The sequence below is a fragment of the Brucella pseudogrignonensis genome (genome assembly GCF_002252525.1).
Classification (GTDB): domain Bacteria; phylum Pseudomonadota; class Alphaproteobacteria; order Rhizobiales; family Rhizobiaceae; genus Brucella; species Brucella pseudogrignonensis.
Genome location: NZ_NNRM01000042.1, coordinates 1 through 14,981, shown reverse-complemented (window position 1 = coordinate 14,981; position 14,981 = coordinate 1). Strand labels below are relative to the sequence as shown.

The following is a 14,981-nucleotide window of genomic DNA, read 5'->3' as shown; positions in this document are numbered from 1 at the left end:
GATCTGGCCTTTGACCTCTTATGAACCTGCAGCCTCAGCGAGGCAGGCTGTTGCTGCTTATTCGGTTTTGCATTGCTTCTTTTGCGCCCTGGCTTGTCGGGGAAATCGACCCTCCACCGCCGCCGCCTCCAAAACGATTGTAAAGTGAACGTCCGCCTCGGTAGCTTGCACCGATCCCCTTGAAGCCAGCTCGCGCAATCTGCATTGGGGCGGTGGCACCGGTCATGCGAGCAATCCGTGTCGCGGCAGCGCCAATGCCAACGGCCAACCCACCTGCAATGCCCTGAGCAAGGACCTGGATGTTCAACAGGACGAAAGCGCCTGCGAAACAAAGCAGGAGGAACGCTGAAATATCACTCAGCGTAAGGCGTCGCTCCGCGGCGGCAGCAGATACCTTCGTCAGTTCAGGATCCATTGCGGCGATAAGGAAGGCGGCTACGACAAACACGAATAACGGGATCAGTGCATATAGAAGCACTTGTTGGAACCACGCCTGCCCAAGACTGCGCGATTGTTCAAACAACATGCAAGCGATGAAGATCGGTGCGGTCCCGATCAGTACCCATAACATCACCTTGGCAAGAACAAGTATTGCGAGAGCAACAGCGATAAAGATTGCCACACAGGCCATAATAAGAAAGCCGACCATAGAGGGCAAAACTGAAAAATAGCCCGATTGCTCAGCAAACGCGGAAGCCGCCTCGTTTGCAGTCTTCCAGATCATGGAAAGACCATTTGTCGGTTCGGTAATTCCCGTCCCGGTGGCGGTCAGGATGGCGCGACCTACATCTTCAGGGGTATTGTTCAGCCACTTATAGAAAAAATCGTTGAAGTATCCCCAGTTGCTGATCAATGCCAGAATGAAGACCATGCGGAATACGCGTGTAACAATTTCGGCCACGCTAATCCGCGAAGTCCCCATTATTACCTGGATACCGTAATATCCAACATAGGCGATGAACATCACCTTGAGCAGCGGCGTGATTTCAGAGCCAATAATATTGTAAGCCTGCGATGAAAAATTCTCGCCGGAACTATCAATTCTCTCCAAAAGATCGCTCAAGAAATCATGCATAGCGGCCCCCGATTATTCCGTTGCTATCGAATTGATCGCAGCAATGGCGGTCGCTGGATCGCCATTAACAAAGGCCATAGGTCCACAGTCTTGCCGAATGTCTTCGGCAAATGACGTGAGATTTGCGGGACGTTTGCAAGGAGCAGTCTTTTCCTTGACCGTTCCGCAGCCGGCGACGCCGGCTGCGATGGCGGCAAAGATAAAACACTTCAGGAAGATGTTAGCGATGTTAGTTTGCACTGTACGTCAACACCTTCTTGGAATTGGAAATGTCGGTGAGGCGGCGCTGATTATCGGCCTGTAATGACGACACGGCACCGTTCATCACGCCGATCAGTTCATTGATGGTCAGCCCTGCTTGGACTTGCAGCTGCGTGTTTTGGTCGATGGAACCTTTAATGTCCTTTGCCTGACCGATACTCTGCCCGGCCTGTTCAAAAGCGCTTCGGCGCGTAGTTACTGCCTGTTGCGAACCATTCACGAGTGCGGCGACACCAAGCACAGTGTTGACCATCTGTTCATAGGATTTGTCTCCGCTGAAGCTGCTATTTGCTTGCCCCGACAGGTTCTTAACGAGCTGAAGCCCGTTGATGAAAGTGGACGCGACCTTGGCTATGTCACCGCCCATGCTGCCAAAATTTGGCACTCCCCCGGACATAAGGCTGTCGAAAGAGGGCATTGATGATACGCTAAAGCCATTCCCGACGGCCAGGTTTTGCATCTGGTTCGCATCGCCGCCGCGATCACCGGTAACGGCCTTCAATGTCTCCTCGACCGTCGTCAGGATTTCCTTGTTTGTCCCGAGGATCTTGTCGGTCGTAACCGAGGTTTGCTTGGCCACTTCATAATTGGCAGCGTCGATGACAGGGACGCCACCTGCATAAGCCGCCATGGGAGCGAACGATGCTAGAGCCACGGCAATCGCTGACGCCGAAATGATCAGTCGTTTCATTGTTAGTCTCCCTTATTGAGGATCAAGGTTCAGTTTGATGTTCGCCTCGCGTTCACGCTTTTGAACACAGGCTTTTTCTTCAGCATTCCATTCGAGGCCGGTACGGTGATCGCAGACGCCGGTCGTTTCTCGCGGCTTGTCGTCTTTCTTCTTGAACGAAGCCGATTGAGATGAGCCCGAAATGCCACTGGTTGAAACTGCATTGCGGCTGTTGAGCAGGTGGGCAAACGAATTGCCGAGGACAATCAACTGGTTGACCATTTCGAGATTCGCATTTCGAGCGCCGGCGTTGTGATCCCAACTGTCTTGAATTGTGCCGGACTGCATGCCGCCGAGTTGCTGAAACCATGAGGCGACGTTGGCGGTACTTTCCTGTGTCGCCTGTGTCGTTGCCATCGAATTGATGGTCGAATCCCGCATACCGGAATATGCTGTATCACCGCCGCCGTAATTCATAGGCAGGTCCTTTGACCCGCCGAACGCCGGTGTCCATTTCTGCGTGATATTCCGGACGTACCCCTGCGTTTCTTTGAACGGTGGAATGCCGCCGTATTTTTTAACGTTGCCAGCGCCAGCATTGTACGCTGCAAGGGCGAGGTTGGCGTTGCCGTTAAAACGCTTGAGCTGCTGTTTAAGATAACGAGCACCACCGCGGAGGTTCTGTTCAATGTTATGCGGATCTACGCCCAACTCTTTTGCGGTATCAGGCATCAACTGTGCCAAACCGATAGCGCCCACGCCGGATTTCGCGCATGGACTAAAGCGGCTTTCCTGATAAACGAGACCAAGAAAAAGATTTTCGTCCACGCCTTCTTCGAGCGCTACCCGTTTGACCAACCCGGAAATTTCAGGGTTGGCCTTGGCGGCTGCGACTGGATCATCCTTCCGCCCCGGTCGATAGACAGCACAAGTTACACTCTTACTGAGTGAAAACCTGTCCTTATCAGTTTTCTCGATTTCGGACGTTTTTTTGTCACGGACTGTTCGCTCAGACAAATTAGGATCGTCAATGACCGGAACGCCACCTGCCCACGCAGAAAGCGGCATAGCAGCTGACGCCAAAAATATGCATAAAGCGGCTTTCCTATGCATCATTCTTCTCCCATCCGCAGAATTTAGCCAACCAGTTTTCAGGCTCGTCGCCAGATCGTTCCCGCAGCGCAGCACATTCTTCGACGGTCTCTTTTCGACCCGACAGCACTTTGACGAGATCAGGCATTTTCGAGAGATCCAGACGGGCAATGACTGAGTCATTCCCGTGCTTGACGAGAAACGTGCGCTTTTCAGGCGGAGTGTTTTTGATGAAATTGAATTCTTTAACCGTCAGGCCAAAGCGTTTGATGTAGCTCTCTTCGTCGGCGCGCGGGTTCGGGAAATGAATATTCGTGGCCGATTGCTCAATAAGGGTGTGAGACGCCTTTGCTTTGGCAATATCCGCTGCCGACTGAGTTCCGAAACCTACAATTCCGTTGAGCTTACGGATGGTTTTCATCTTATCGATGATGAAATGACTAAACGTTTCATCCATAAGCAGCTGCCAGCCTTCGTCCATGAAGAACATGACAGGATCGCCGTTCAGAAGCTCGTCGAGACGGTGATAAAGGTACATCAGTGCGGGGGTTCGGATATCCTCGTTACCGAGGATGCTGGTCATATCGAAACCGAAGACACTACGCCCGGAGAATGACAGCACATCGTGCTGCGCATTGAACAGCCATGCTTTTTCGCCGTCGATCCAAGGACGCAACCTTGACGCCAGGTCGTTCGCATCTGCCCGCGATCTGCCTACCAAGAGGCCCGAAAGGTTTGGTAAGTTGCGCTGAGCTGCCGGCTCTTCCATGATACGGGCAATTGCCCGTTCCAGCGTGTCAGCGTCCTCCTGGCTGAAGTCGCGTTGATCGCCAGATCGCAACATTGATTTCAAAAGGCGAAGCAGAAAATCACGATTAGGGCCGGAGTTTTCCAGCTGAAGCGGATTGAAACCAGTCGGTGTTCCCGGTGAGAGAACTTCGTAAGCTCCCCCCATGGCACGCACGAAAATCTCGGCACCTCTATCCTTGTCAAAGAAAACTGCTTTGGGGGTAGGGCTTATGCGCATCGCCTGCGCCAGCAAGAATGTCAGGACGACGGTCTTACCGGAGCCAGTCGGGCCAGTGACAAGGAAGTGACCAATATCGCTACGATGAAAGTTGAACCAGTATGGGGTTTGCGAGGTGGTCTCTAGTATCGTGATCGGCAGACCCCAATGAAGATTGTCCGATTGACCGGTAGCGAAATTGTGCATCGATGACAGGCCGGAGAAATTTGCCGAAGACAGCATGGCCTTTCGCGCGCGATAGCTATGGTTGCCGGGCAATTGTGCCCAGAAGGACGCTTCAAGGTTCACATCCTCGCGCAGCCAGTTGATGTTCATGTCGGTCAGGCAGCTACCAAGCTCGGAAACTGCTTTGCTCAAACCTTCAAGGTCGCGAGACAGGCAAAGCAAAGAGAAATGATGAATGCCAAAAACAGCCTCCTGATTCATGAGACTGTTAAGCGCGAAGTCGATATCGCTTTCGACTGCACTTCCGGACTCATCCGACGCGGCAATCTGGCGCTGAAGCCGGGTGATACGCTCTTGCGCAATCGGTTTGTCGGAAATTGTGAAGCTTTGCGTCAGGATGAACTCATGATTCACCTGTAGCAGCCCATCCAGCATTCCGGGACCGGTGTATGGCGGATACTCTTTGATAGAGAGCATCGCGCCATAACGATTGTCCTCATCGGTGGCGGCTTGCGTTTGCATCGCCCGCTTACCGAAATGCAGGCGTGACGTTCCAACGTAATTTCGAATTCCCATCCGGGGAAGGCGCATTTTGCGCGGCACGCCGCAGGTCAGAATGGTGTTTATGAACTCGCACGGTTCGGAATATGGCTCTCCATCGCGATAGGTTATACCGAGCTCGCGCGCGCCATATTTCTGCAGCTCGCGCGTCATGTTGGAAACGAGCTCTTCGAGTTCGGTCACTGTTTCACGCGTTTGCTGATCTCGAACCTCGGCTCCTCCAGAACGTGTGAATGCACGACTTACTATGTCGCTGAGGCCGAGTGCGCCGCGCATATTGGTTCGCACGATCGAGAGATAAATTTCATTGGCGAACATGCGCTTATGGCGTAACTGGCTCATATAGCGGTTATTCAGCTGTTCGCAGAACGCATCATCGAATGCGCCGCCGATTTCGGAATCGACCTGTCGCCGAATTACGGTCGACCAGACAGAAAAGCGGCTCGATCCAAGCGCCCGAATGATCGTATTCTGAACATTCGAGCGCATATTGAGTTCGGCTTGATCTTCGGTTTGGAAAAAGAGGCCGTCGAGTTTGATGACCGACAAGAGAGCGCCGTTTTCCAAGCCGATCACTGTATCCGACATATGCCTCAGATATGGGATATGCGAAGCCATAGGCCGCTCATTATGAGCGACCTTGCCAAATCCGAGTTCTTCTCTGACGACTTTCAACATTAGCTAAGGTCCGTACGAATTTGTTCCCCAGAAGGACTTGTTGCGTGTGCGAGGCGTTTTGCGCGCGGTGACTTCAAGAACATCGAGAATTTTGTTGTCCCAAGCGCAAAGGGAGAACAGAACCGCATAGCTGATCGGGGCCAGGAGCAGGGTCCAGAACGACTTGCTGACCAGCCATGCTATGATTGTGATGCCGATAACGACGACGACTGCCATATACGGAACACCCCACATGGTGGGAGATCGGGTTAACCCGATTACCAACGGTGTCAGCTGCGGCTTTACATCCTCGTACTCAGCCATCGCTAGTTTCCAACCGTGCTAATCAGCTCGTCGACGATTGATGGAGCACCGAAAACAAGACCGATTCCGAGGATCACGCCGCCAGCAAGAAACCAAGACAGTCGGCCAGCAAATGCGAGGAAACCGAGCGCCATAACAGCGATGATTGCAAACAGACGACCAATAGGGCCGCTAATGAAATCAACGATAGCTTGAAATACTGTCTGAACTGGCGCGAAGGCACCACCGACGCCACCTGACTGTGCCAGCGCCAAATCCGCCCCGACAATTTGCGCGGCAGCCAGCAAACCAAGGCAGACTGCCAGCTTTGAAGCGCTGATATGCCAAACCTTATTCTGTTCGTTGATCATCCTTCTCTCCTTTAAAAATGCATCACGCCACCAACGAAGGTGCCGGTTTTCTTGACTGCAATGACCCCGGATTGAGTTTCGCTCGCCATGACAGGCGAGGATCTCCGACCACCACCAACGAGCTTCTTTTTCGGCGCTGGCATAGTTACGCCAAGCTGGTAATTGACGACCTTTGCGACGTATCCGACGGTTTCCTTGAACGGTGGAACGCCGCCGTACTCATAGATGCGGCCTTCGCCCGCGTTATAGGCAGCGGCAACAAGCAGGGGGTTTTGGAACTCGTCCAAAAGCACCCGGAGATACTTAACGCCGCCTTCAATATTTGACGCCGGATCACAGACGTCGCGGACGCCGAAGCGCTCAGCGGTTCCCGGCATGAGCTGCATCGGCCCGCGTGCGCCTTTGTCTGAATTGCGGGAACGATCGAACTGGCTTTCTGCCCAGGTGATGGCGGTAGCAAACAGAGCATCGACTTGATGTCGGCGAGCTGCCTGTTCGACCAGAGTTTTGATTTCCTCTGGTGTTAGCGGCGAGGGGCCGCATTCGGGAGTCGATACAGCGGCCTGCTTAATGGAATGAAAATCACCCAAACGGGCAGATTCATTCTGAAACAAGATAGCCGTATTGGTAATATCAGATAGGGAGCCAGTGGCTATAACGGCGCTAGTTACATTGCCAATATGGTTATTAACATTAGTGCCGTTTCCACTTTTATCTTCCGCGGAAACGATGCCATCAGAGCCCACGACAAATTCTTTGCTTTCGCTTGTCCAGCGGCGGTTGAATACGGTCAAATCCGAGCGTGATCCGGATGCGTTGTGAGTTGCGGCCTCGGCGTCGCCATCTTGCGAGAAACGCGCAATTGCGCCTCTTTCTTCTGCGCAAGTGGCGGCAATCCCGAGCGGGGTGAACAATGTGGCGCTTAGCAATAGCGCTTTGATTGAAAGCCTCTCCATTCTAGCCCTTTAGCTCCTGTCGCAGACCTCACATGCGCTGTTGAGGTTGCAGCGAAAACCGATTAAGTTCATAATAGCATGATACCGATTTGGCTAAGTGATACATGCTTTTTCGCAAATCATAAACCCCCTATGAACAGGGAAAACGAATAAGCAAGACGGTAAGGGCTAGAAAATGAAGAGAACCATCGCAATCGCAATGAGCAGTTGTATGTTGGCAACAGCCGCAATCGCCGCGCCTGCAATCAACAAGGATTACATCAAGTCGCTGGCATCGCCGGGGAAGACCGTGCTTGTCATTGAGTATTATGACGGCGACGGAAAAGTTACGGCTCGGAAGGGGTTTGCATCCGCCTCGGGCTATAAGGCAACTTCACCGACCGAATTTCGGGTTGATGATAAGACCCTTCTAAATCTGTACGGGCTAGAAGCCTGCAAAGGCGAAATGGTCAATCGCAAGGATGATTTTGCTGGTTCTTGCACTGACTACGCCAAGCAGCAGCTGCAGATCATGTTACAGTCGCCGAAGGTTCTCTTTTGTCGGGCATTTGTAAGTGAAGAGAGCGCACCCAAACAAAATGTGACGTGCTACGGCTATTACAATTACCCCGGGAGCCTGGACACGGTTGATATGCTCGAAGAGCAATTGCTCTCTCTTGGCGCGCTCCGCATTGCGAAATCGAAAGACGGGAAGCTAGACCGTCCCGATCTGGAGAACGCGCAGAAGATTGGAGAAGACGGCTCCTATGGTATGTGGGCCGATCCGCGGGTGAAGGCCCAATGAAGCCAGCCCTATTATCGCTCTGCATGGTCCTTTTATCGACGACGGCTTTTGCAGCCCCGGAGGGATATTTCGACCTCCAGCCGGGCGTTACTTTGGAATCTGGCGATACGTGGGTCTCAGAAGGCCAGCGCTATCGCCTCTATGGTGTTCAGTCATGCCTTCGAGGAACTGCTTTCACTGATACGACTGGAAACAAGAAGGACTGCGGTGAGGCGTCGCTTGCCGTATTCGCCGCTTATATCAAAGACACCAAACCGGTATGCGCTCCCGTAGCGCAAACTGCCGATACTTCTTATGTCATTTGCTACGCCACAATCGGCGGAAATCGCCTCGATTTAGCGACGGTGTTGATTACGAGCGGCTATGCCTTTGCCGCGCTGAAGGCTGACGGGCTTCCCTACTATCCAGCATACGCAGTGGCCGAACAGGAAGCTCGTGAGAAGCGGGCAGGCCTCTGGCAATTCGAAGACGTTCAGCATCCTGCCATCCTGTTGAGCAAATCGGCGAACGAACGGACGAGGAATGCCCAACAATGAAATATCTGATCGTAGCAATGTCATTTGCCGTCGCATCCACGTCAGCATTCGCAGCCGACGTTATTAAACGCCCGCCAGCGGTCAGCCTCCCGGTGCACCCTAGCCAGCCGGTCACGCTTCCAATCTTCAAAGGTCGTGTCGCAGTTATGGACGGTCGGACTCTTTGGTTTCCCACTTATGCACAACGAGTTCGGCTCGCGGACATTGACGCGTGCGAATTGCCTCAATGGGCGCTCGATCCCAAATGGACGAACAGGGAGGTCACGAAGGCACCGCCGCCTGTACCCTGTGGCCCCTTTGCAAAAGCTTGGCTCAAAAGAGCGATCGGGGCGTCCGCCGTCTCCTGCGGTGTCGTCGGTTATGATGATGAAGCCATGCCAAGAGCCAGGTGCACGTCACGGGGACATGATCTGGCTCTTGAAATGCTCCGCGTCGGTTGGGCACGGGTGGATTCGCCCTACCTCACTCATCCTCAATATATGGGCTATCAGCGTGCCGCTATGTCGGCGCGATATGGCATGTGGGCGACTTATGTTCTGGATATGAACGAATGGCGGCGAAAGGCCGTCGATAGGACGCTCGATCGTCAACCAATTGCGGATTTCAATTTGCTCGCCGAGCGCAAAAGCGAGATTTCCCCCCCTTTCGCCGATGCGCACAGAAAGCCAAAAAGGACAGACCGATAGTTGTCGGAAATCGCGCATATTGCGCTCAATTTCGCGCGCGATCCCATGGCCTGTCTGATGCTGGCCATCCTGTTATCGTTTTTGCTTATCATCCCGTCGTCCAAAATCTGGTGGATCCACGGCATAATCGCGGCGCTGTTACTGACGACGTCGCTCTTTTCCACGAGCAGCGGCAAATGTCGTTCGACGCATTCTTGATCGGCGTTTTTGCTTATCCCGCGGTATGCCGCGACATTCCAAATCAGCTCCTGGTCTATCGCGTTGGAATCTACTGGTTCTGCGCATTCACACTTATCGCCCTGTGCAGTTATGCGGCCGGAGATCTCGTCACAGGGTCGCCCTTACACGATCAAGCCATATTGCCCACTCGGCACAATTCAACCGCTACAGTATGAGGATGACCTGAAATGAAGCAGTTTCTGTTTGCACTCGCTGGCCTTGGCACTATCGCCGTGATGCCATCCGCTGCAATAGCGCAGGACACGGGAGGGACGCCATCTTGGGGCTGCCAGGTCCTTTTGTGCGCAGCATCATCAAACCCTTCGTGGCATGGTGTCCCTTATTGCGTCCCGCCAATGACAAAGTTGATCAAGGCCATGGCAAAACCGGGTTTCTCATGGCCCATTTGCCATGAAGCTAAGTCTGGCAGACCCGGATATCAGCCTTACGAGGATTGCCCATCTGGATTCAAGGAAGCCAGCAATATGAGCGATCGCGGCGCAATGCTGTCCAACCGCTGCGAAAAGACAATCAACACCTGCACCAACAAGATCAGGGAACAGAACAAAGAGCTTCAGCAGTACAAGGATGTTCAATATCGAGACATTGGCAACTCGGATCGCGGAAATAGTTGTCGAAAGGTCGTCTCCATTGCTCGTCCAATGCGAAAAGACCCTTACTTTTTCGACATTCCCGATTATCAAGGTTTGAAGGGGCGCTATTGGTTCAATTTGAAACTTTAAGGAGCTCTAATGAATCAGAACGCACTTCTCGCAATGGCAGCAAGCGCCGGCATCGCTGTTGGCGCGGGCGGTACTTGGTTTGTAGTCTCCAACGCTTCGAGCAACGCAACAGCCATTGCAAAAGCCGATATCGTTGCAGCGATCAACGCCGACCCTACACTTTGTCCCGTTCCCGATGAGCCAGCGGCGAGCGCCAAGCTCGATGTGCCAACTCAAGCTGAAGCATTGCGTGCCGTGAGGAAGCTGGAAGAAAAAAATCCGCTATTGTGGGATAGGAGTGAACTTGAAAAGCTTTCCGTCTCACTAGCGAATTGTTGGCCTGTTGACGGTGCCAACGGCATGGTCGAGTGCGTTACTAACGTCAAAAAAAATCCGTCAGCGCAAACTATTGCGAGGACGGTTGGATTTGCCAAAGATCAATCATCCGGCGAATGGATTGCGACAGACCGCAAATAGATGAAGCCCGCTAGCGGGCTTCCAAAGCAATCAAATATTCTTATCGACGCTTTTCAAAACTGACGCCATTTCGCCCTTTGCGAGCGTAATCCGCCCGGAGATAAGAGAAGCGGCGAGATAGACTAGTTTTCCGATGGCGTCATTCACATCTTGCGGCTCATAATCTACGATCCGGCGCGGATCTTCCGCTAGCGATGACATATCCAGCAGTCGTTTTGTCGGGCCATTGTCGCCTTGGTCAACGACATTGGTTTCATCCCGCCAATTCAATGCATTTGCAATAGCATCCATAATGACCTCCGAAATTCATTTTCAGAAGATGGGTGATGCTCGTTAGTGCAATCCTCGAAACTGACGCCTAGTTGATAGCAGCACGATACACAGTTCATTAGTAGATCAATGCTTCTTACTGTCCGATGCACAGTTTCCGGCCTCTATACACCAATTTTCTGACGAAACAGTCATCCCAAAATCCAAGTGATAAAAATGTTGATTAAGGCATCCCACACGATAGGATAAGAAACACTGCGAAACGAAACGAAATCTGAGCCGCTAAGCTATTGACAAAGAACGGAAAGTTTTTTCTCCCGCCACCGAGGGATGGGAGCGACTTCAAAGAATTGTTCAAGCTCATTGTCGCCGCCGGTGCTGGTCGCCCGCTAGGATCCGACGGTCATACGGCAGGTCCATGGACGCCAGAGCTTCTGGCGGAGGCCATAACGCATGTAGATCCTAAGCGGATTGGCGTCGATCTTCGAACGGTTCAGCTCTGGTTTCAGGAGAATGAAAAAGGCATAAGCACGACCAACATCGGGTTGCTGGCAAGAGTTTTAAGTTGTGGTGATACGGTTGCTACAAGCGAATGGAGTATGGAACTCAGCGCTGCACACTCTCGGCTTGTCGCTAAAAGACGTGAGCAGAAGAAGACTGAAACAGCCGAACCGTCGGAGCCAGCCCAAGTTGAACCCCGAATTGCAACATCGGACTCCGCAAACGATAACGATGGTAAGCGATGGAATCTGACTAGATGGTCAGAGAAGCTTTTCGGTGAGGGGGCTCCACTGAATCTGTCTGCCTCGGTTTTTGCTGGAATGTCGGCTCTCGGGTTCCTTTCGTACATCATTGGCATTCACAACGTGACATTCACCCGATCGGATGGCGTGATCAAGCAGGTCGGATTCCTTTGGGCGGCGAACTGGACCCTCGTGTTCATGGTGTTTCTTCCGGTCTTCCTGGCCTTCGTTTCCGAACTGGTGCATTCGTGGAAGCAGGAGGAACGTCGTCGGCTTTTCGATGGCGCGCCCGAGGACAGCGACCGCGCATGGCGACATATTATCGACGCCTCATCGGGTTCGTTTTGGGCGGTCTTCCTGATTTGTTTGCTATTTGCCGGTGTGTTCCAGTGGATCGGCGTTTGTCTAGTCCCCCTTATTAATGGAGGAGGAAATTACGCAACCGATTGGGGCACAATCGCGATAGTCCGGCCCGAAATCGTGACGATACCTGTTGCGATCGGTTTTACGGCATTTGCCTATCTTTATATGAGTTTTTCATTTTATCTCTTCTTCGCCGGCCTCATACTGCTTTACTCGGTCATCAATGACCTTCGAAAGTTACGCGAAGGACCAACAGCGCAGACGAACGCAGGTACGGGCTTTAGAAGTGAGACCGCAATCTGGGTTATGCAGGGGGTTTTTCGCTGCACGGTTTTAGGCATATTGATCGCTACCGTGATGAAGCTACAAAGCTCGTATTTAGCCTCTAACGGCGCGAGCATTGTAGCCTGGGTGATCAACGACCTTTCATCTATTTTGTACGATCAAGCGACGGCCCAAAGCCGTATTAGCTATCGAATGCCCACACATTACAGCAGTCTGCTAATCGCAATATCGACCTGTTTTGTTTTCCTTTATGGAGTGACCCGCACTGGAGCGGGAAATCATTTTAAAGTCACATTGTGGAAAATGAGCGCCGTTGTGATGCTTCTATTTGCAAGCTATCTGTCAATCGACACGTTTTCTGGCTTTACTGTCTTGATGTTTGTCGGGCTCCTAATCGCTATTTATGGCTTATTTGATCCGGCCCTTGGGTCCCGGCGCGCGAGTGAGGTGAGTAATCAAAGTGTTTCATAGTTGGCTTGATCAATGGGACGAGAAACGGGCACGACGCGGCGAAGACGCAAAAAAAGTAACTGACGTCAGACTTGATGCAGAACGCGCGTTTCCGGACGCTGGCAATGTTTCCAATATCGATGAATTCTGCCGGCTCGGGGTGCAGGCAGCTGCCACGCCATCGTACTTCAGAGCGCCACTCGGTAACGATAAAGATTTTGAGCGGGCAGGGGATTTCCTCAAATTTCCATCTGACATTTTGACAGACGTTGAGGAAAACAACCTAGTCTGGTCCAAGATAACCGATAGCGGCTCGCGGGACAAAGCACTGGTGATTTTTCATCATTGGAATGCACGATCCCGCAACCGTCAGATAGCAAGTTACTTGTCGAAAAGAGACATTACGGTCGTCGAGATCGCTATGCCTTATCATTTCGAACGGTGCCGTCCGGGGGCCGACTACGCAGATTATATGCTAAGCGCCAATCTCGGCCGAACGATCCAGTCGCTACGTCAGGCCGTGTGGGATGGACAGAAGCTCATCCGCTGGCTCAAAAGCCAAGGGTATAGAGAAATCTCGGTACTCGGAATGAGTCTTGGTTCATGGGTCGCAGGACTAGTCGCTGCACATGATATCAATGTATCGAAAGCCTCTCTGTTTCTCGCAGCTGGAAGCCTGGCAGATATGGTCTGGACCGGGCGTGCAACGCGAACCATACGCGAGAGCCTAGAGACTACGATTGATCTTGCTCATCTACGTAGGGCTTGGGCACCGCTTGATCTGGGAAATTATACTTACAGTCTTGCCCGCCCTGATTTGCAACTTCAGTTTATTTTGGCAAAAAGAGATAAGGTTGTGGTGCCGCAACTATCCATTGCTCTGTTGGAACGACTAAACAGCGCGGACGTACAGCCGAAAGTTTTACGATTAAATTGTGGTCACTATTCACTGGCAATCCCGCCGTATGTTTTAATGGCAGGAATTAGTCTGAAAAAATTTGTTTCATCAACGTCAACACGAGGCTTTGTTCCATAATTAAGCTTATGCGATCAACGTATGTAGGGGGGTGGGTTCTAGTTTGAAGTGCGACTTGCAAATGATAACAATGAGTTATCCAATGCAAGGAACCTGTCATGGACCGCACCTATTCGCATATTGATTTGGATGAACGCAGCAGAATAGCGCGCTGGCGCACTGCAAAACTTTCCGTCGACGTTATTGCTGAGAAGCTTGGAAGGCACCGCTCGACGANAATTAAGCTTATGCGATCAACGTATGTAGGGGGGTGGGTTCTAGTTTGAAGTGCGACTTGCAAATGATAACAATGAGTTATCCAATGCAAGGAACCCGTCATGGACCGCACCTATTCGCATATTGATCTGGATGAACGTCGCAGAATAGCACGCTGGCGCACTGCAAAGCTTTCCGTTGACGTTATTGCTGAGAAGCTTGGAAGGCATCGCTCGACGATTTTTCGTGAACTGAAACGCAATCAGTTTAATGATGATGAGATTAAGGATTTAAACGGCTATTACTGTACGATTGCTGACCAGAAATGCCGCGAGCGGCGTTCGAAGCAACGCAAGCTCATCCGGTATGATGAGCTACGGCAGTCCGTGATAGATCACATCAGAAGAGCTTTGGTCGAAAAGAAGAGCTTTGGAAATATCTGCCGGAACGTCGTGCCCGACGCCGCCCACGTCATGCCCGGCGTCATCATGGACGCCGCTTTCCGCCTGAACTGAGCATCTTGCACCGCCCGGATATGGTTGCCAGGCGCAAGCAATTCGTCATTGGGAGTGCGACCTCATCCAGTTTCGCAAGAGGTTCGGCAAAGCCAATGTGACGTCTCTGGTCGAGCGGGTGAGCCGCTTTACGGTTTTGTTGCGCAACAATGATCGGCAGTCACGGCCGGTGATGGATGGGGTGATTAGGGTACTCCAACCCCTGCCCCAAATGGCCCGCCGATCAATCACGTTTGATCGTGGCACTGAGTTTACAGAATGGTCGTATCTACAGAATGGGATAGGGTCTCAAACATGGTTCTGTGATCCGCAGTCCCCCTGGCAGAAAGGCACTGTTGAGAACACCAATAGGCGCACAAGACGCTGGCTTCCCCGAGACCTTGATCCGCTCACCCTCAGTGATCGAGACCTCGCATTCATCTGTCATCGGCTCAACAATACGCCGCGCAAATGTTTGGGGTACAAAACGCCTGCAGAAGTCTTTCGGCAAAAATTAATCGCAAACAGACATCGTTATGCGTAAGCACAAACGGCAAAAGTCGCGCTTCAGCATGACCTCACA

General features: G+C 52.1%; 17 protein-coding genes and 2 pseudogenes. 10 read left to right on the top strand and 9 right to left on the bottom strand.

The features are described 5' to 3' along the window. Window positions 1-34: 34 nt before the first annotated feature. From CEV34_RS19235 to CEV34_RS19200, 8 genes are read right to left on the bottom strand one after another with little or no spacing between them, the layout of a single operon-like run. Window positions 35-1,075, bottom strand: a complete 1,041-nt coding sequence (locus CEV34_RS19235) for a TrbL/VirB6 family protein (protein ID WP_094544262.1) — start codon at window positions 1,073-1,075, stop codon at window positions 35-37. Between the two features lie 12 nt (window positions 1,076-1,087). Further along, the gene (locus CEV34_RS27395; protein ID WP_094544311.1) at window positions 1,088-1,303 is read right to left on the bottom strand and encodes a hypothetical protein; all 216 of its coding nucleotides are present in this window, start codon (window positions 1,301-1,303) and stop codon (window positions 1,088-1,090) included. 1 nt (window position 1,304) lies between these two features. Continuing rightward, entirely contained in the window at window positions 1,305-2,027 is a 723-nt protein-coding gene (locus CEV34_RS19225; RefSeq protein ID WP_094544261.1) for a type IV secretion system protein, read from the bottom strand. Between the two features lie 12 nt (window positions 2,028-2,039). Then, window positions 2,040-3,074: a lytic transglycosylase domain-containing protein gene (locus tag CEV34_RS19220; protein WP_179253598.1), complete on the bottom strand. Its 1,035-nt coding sequence runs from the start codon at window positions 3,072-3,074 to the stop codon at window positions 2,040-2,042. A gap of 37 nt (window positions 3,075-3,111) precedes the next feature. Next, window positions 3,112-5,529: a VirB4 family type IV secretion/conjugal transfer ATPase gene (locus tag CEV34_RS19215; protein WP_094544259.1), complete on the bottom strand. Its 2,418-nt coding sequence runs from the start codon at window positions 5,527-5,529 to the stop codon at window positions 3,112-3,114. Between the two features lie 3 nt (window positions 5,530-5,532). Further along, window positions 5,533-5,832: a VirB3 family type IV secretion system protein gene (locus CEV34_RS19210; RefSeq protein ID WP_094544258.1), complete on the bottom strand. Its 300-nt coding sequence runs from the start codon at window positions 5,830-5,832 to the stop codon at window positions 5,533-5,535. 2 nt (window positions 5,833-5,834) lie between these two features. Next, window positions 5,835-6,182 (bottom strand): TrbC/VirB2 family type IV secretion system protein, encoded by a 348-nt coding sequence (locus CEV34_RS19205; RefSeq protein ID WP_094544257.1) that lies wholly within the window; start codon window positions 6,180-6,182, stop codon window positions 5,835-5,837. Window positions 6,183-6,193: 11 nt separating this feature from the next. After that, window positions 6,194-7,096, bottom strand: a complete 903-nt coding sequence (locus CEV34_RS19200) for a lytic transglycosylase domain-containing protein (protein ID WP_235819111.1) — start codon at window positions 7,094-7,096, stop codon at window positions 6,194-6,196. Between the two features lie 217 nt (window positions 7,097-7,313). On the opposite strand from CEV34_RS19200, the gene CEV34_RS19195 reads away from it, so the two are divergent. From CEV34_RS19195 to CEV34_RS19170, 6 genes are all read left to right on the top strand, one after another. Further along, on the top strand, window positions 7,314-7,922 hold the full coding sequence (locus CEV34_RS19195; RefSeq protein ID WP_094544255.1) for a hypothetical protein: 609 nt from the start codon (window positions 7,314-7,316) through the stop codon (window positions 7,920-7,922). Beyond that, window positions 7,919-8,458, top strand: coding sequence for a thermonuclease family protein (locus CEV34_RS19190; protein WP_094544254.1), 540 nt, complete (start codon window positions 7,919-7,921; stop codon window positions 8,456-8,458). The genes CEV34_RS19195 and CEV34_RS19190 overlap by 4 nt, the downstream gene beginning before the upstream one ends. Further along, window positions 8,455-9,144: a thermonuclease family protein gene (locus tag CEV34_RS19185; RefSeq protein WP_094544253.1), complete on the top strand. Its 690-nt coding sequence runs from the start codon at window positions 8,455-8,457 to the stop codon at window positions 9,142-9,144. Before CEV34_RS19190 ends, CEV34_RS19185 begins: the two co-directional genes overlap by 4 nt. Beyond that, window positions 9,145-9,342, top strand: a complete 198-nt coding sequence (locus CEV34_RS27390; protein WP_235819110.1) for a hypothetical protein — start codon at window positions 9,145-9,147, stop codon at window positions 9,340-9,342. A 398-nt stretch (window positions 9,343-9,740) separates the two neighbouring features. Then, window positions 9,741-10,106: a hypothetical protein gene (locus CEV34_RS19175; protein ID WP_328589889.1), complete on the top strand. Its 366-nt coding sequence runs from the start codon at window positions 9,741-9,743 to the stop codon at window positions 10,104-10,106. A gap of 9 nt (window positions 10,107-10,115) precedes the next feature. Next, window positions 10,116-10,562 carry a hypothetical protein gene (locus CEV34_RS19170; protein ID WP_094544251.1) on the top strand — a complete coding sequence of 149 codons (447 nt, stop codon included), beginning with the start codon at window positions 10,116-10,118 and terminating at the stop codon, window positions 10,560-10,562. 30 nt (window positions 10,563-10,592) lie between these two features. Here CEV34_RS19170 and CEV34_RS19165 read toward each other — a convergent pair whose 3' ends face one another. Further along, a complete protein-coding gene (locus CEV34_RS19165; protein ID WP_094544250.1) occupies window positions 10,593-10,853 on the bottom strand; it encodes a hypothetical protein in 261 nt (86 codons plus the stop codon). Between the two features lie 269 nt (window positions 10,854-11,122). Here CEV34_RS19165 and CEV34_RS19160 point away from each other — a divergent pair, with 269 nt between their 5' ends. From CEV34_RS19160 to CEV34_RS19145, 4 genes and pseudogenes are all read left to right on the top strand, one after another. Continuing rightward, a complete protein-coding gene (locus CEV34_RS19160) occupies window positions 11,123-12,694 on the top strand; it encodes an RcgA family putative transporter (protein WP_094544249.1) in 1,572 nt (523 codons plus the stop codon). Next, window positions 12,684-13,709, top strand: a complete 1,026-nt coding sequence (locus tag CEV34_RS19155) for an alpha/beta fold hydrolase (protein ID WP_094544248.1) — start codon at window positions 12,684-12,686, stop codon at window positions 13,707-13,709. Before CEV34_RS19160 ends, CEV34_RS19155 begins: the two co-directional genes overlap by 11 nt. Window positions 13,710-13,807: 98 nt before the next feature. Continuing rightward, window positions 13,808-13,942: pseudogene (locus CEV34_RS19150) on the top strand (helix-turn-helix domain-containing protein); the annotation flags it as partial. Between the two features lie 84 nt (window positions 13,943-14,026). After that, window positions 14,027-14,942 (top strand): annotated as a pseudogene (locus CEV34_RS19145) (IS30 family transposase). Window positions 14,943-14,981: the final 39 nt, after the last annotated feature.

What these genes read in the sequence shown, in the direction of transcription:
- CEV34_RS19190 (WP_094544254.1), top strand. Translation starts at nt 7,919, where the DNA reads ATGAAGCCAGCCCTATTATCGCTCTGCATGGTCCTTTTATCGACGACG.
- CEV34_RS19210 (WP_094544258.1), bottom strand. Translation starts at nt 5,832, where the DNA reads ATGGCTGAGTACGAGGATGTAAAGCCGCAGCTGACACCGTTGGTAATC.
- CEV34_RS19235 (WP_094544262.1), bottom strand. Translation starts at nt 1,075, where the DNA reads ATGCATGATTTCTTGAGCGATCTTTTGGAGAGAATTGATAGTTCCGGC.
- CEV34_RS19215 (WP_094544259.1), bottom strand. Translation starts at nt 5,529, where the DNA reads ATGTTGAAAGTCGTCAGAGAAGAACTCGGATTTGGCAAGGTCGCTCAT.
- CEV34_RS19170 (WP_094544251.1), top strand. Translation starts at nt 10,116, where the DNA reads ATGAATCAGAACGCACTTCTCGCAATGGCAGCAAGCGCCGGCATCGCT.
- CEV34_RS19195 (WP_094544255.1), top strand. Translation starts at nt 7,314, where the DNA reads ATGAAGAGAACCATCGCAATCGCAATGAGCAGTTGTATGTTGGCAACA.
- CEV34_RS19205 (WP_094544257.1), bottom strand. Translation starts at nt 6,182, where the DNA reads ATGATCAACGAACAGAATAAGGTTTGGCATATCAGCGCTTCAAAGCTG.
- CEV34_RS19220 (WP_179253598.1), bottom strand. Translation starts at nt 3,074, where the DNA reads ATGCCGCTTTCTGCGTGGGCAGGTGGCGTTCCGGTCATTGACGATCCT.
- CEV34_RS19165 (WP_094544250.1), bottom strand. Translation starts at nt 10,853, where the DNA reads ATGGATGCTATTGCAAATGCATTGAATTGGCGGGATGAAACCAATGTC.
- CEV34_RS19225 (WP_094544261.1), bottom strand. Translation starts at nt 2,027, where the DNA reads ATGAAACGACTGATCATTTCGGCGTCAGCGATTGCCGTGGCTCTAGCA.
- CEV34_RS19175 (WP_328589889.1), top strand. Translation starts at nt 9,741, where the DNA reads ATGGCAAAACCGGGTTTCTCATGGCCCATTTGCCATGAAGCTAAGTCT.
- CEV34_RS19185 (WP_094544253.1), top strand. Translation starts at nt 8,455, where the DNA reads ATGAAATATCTGATCGTAGCAATGTCATTTGCCGTCGCATCCACGTCA.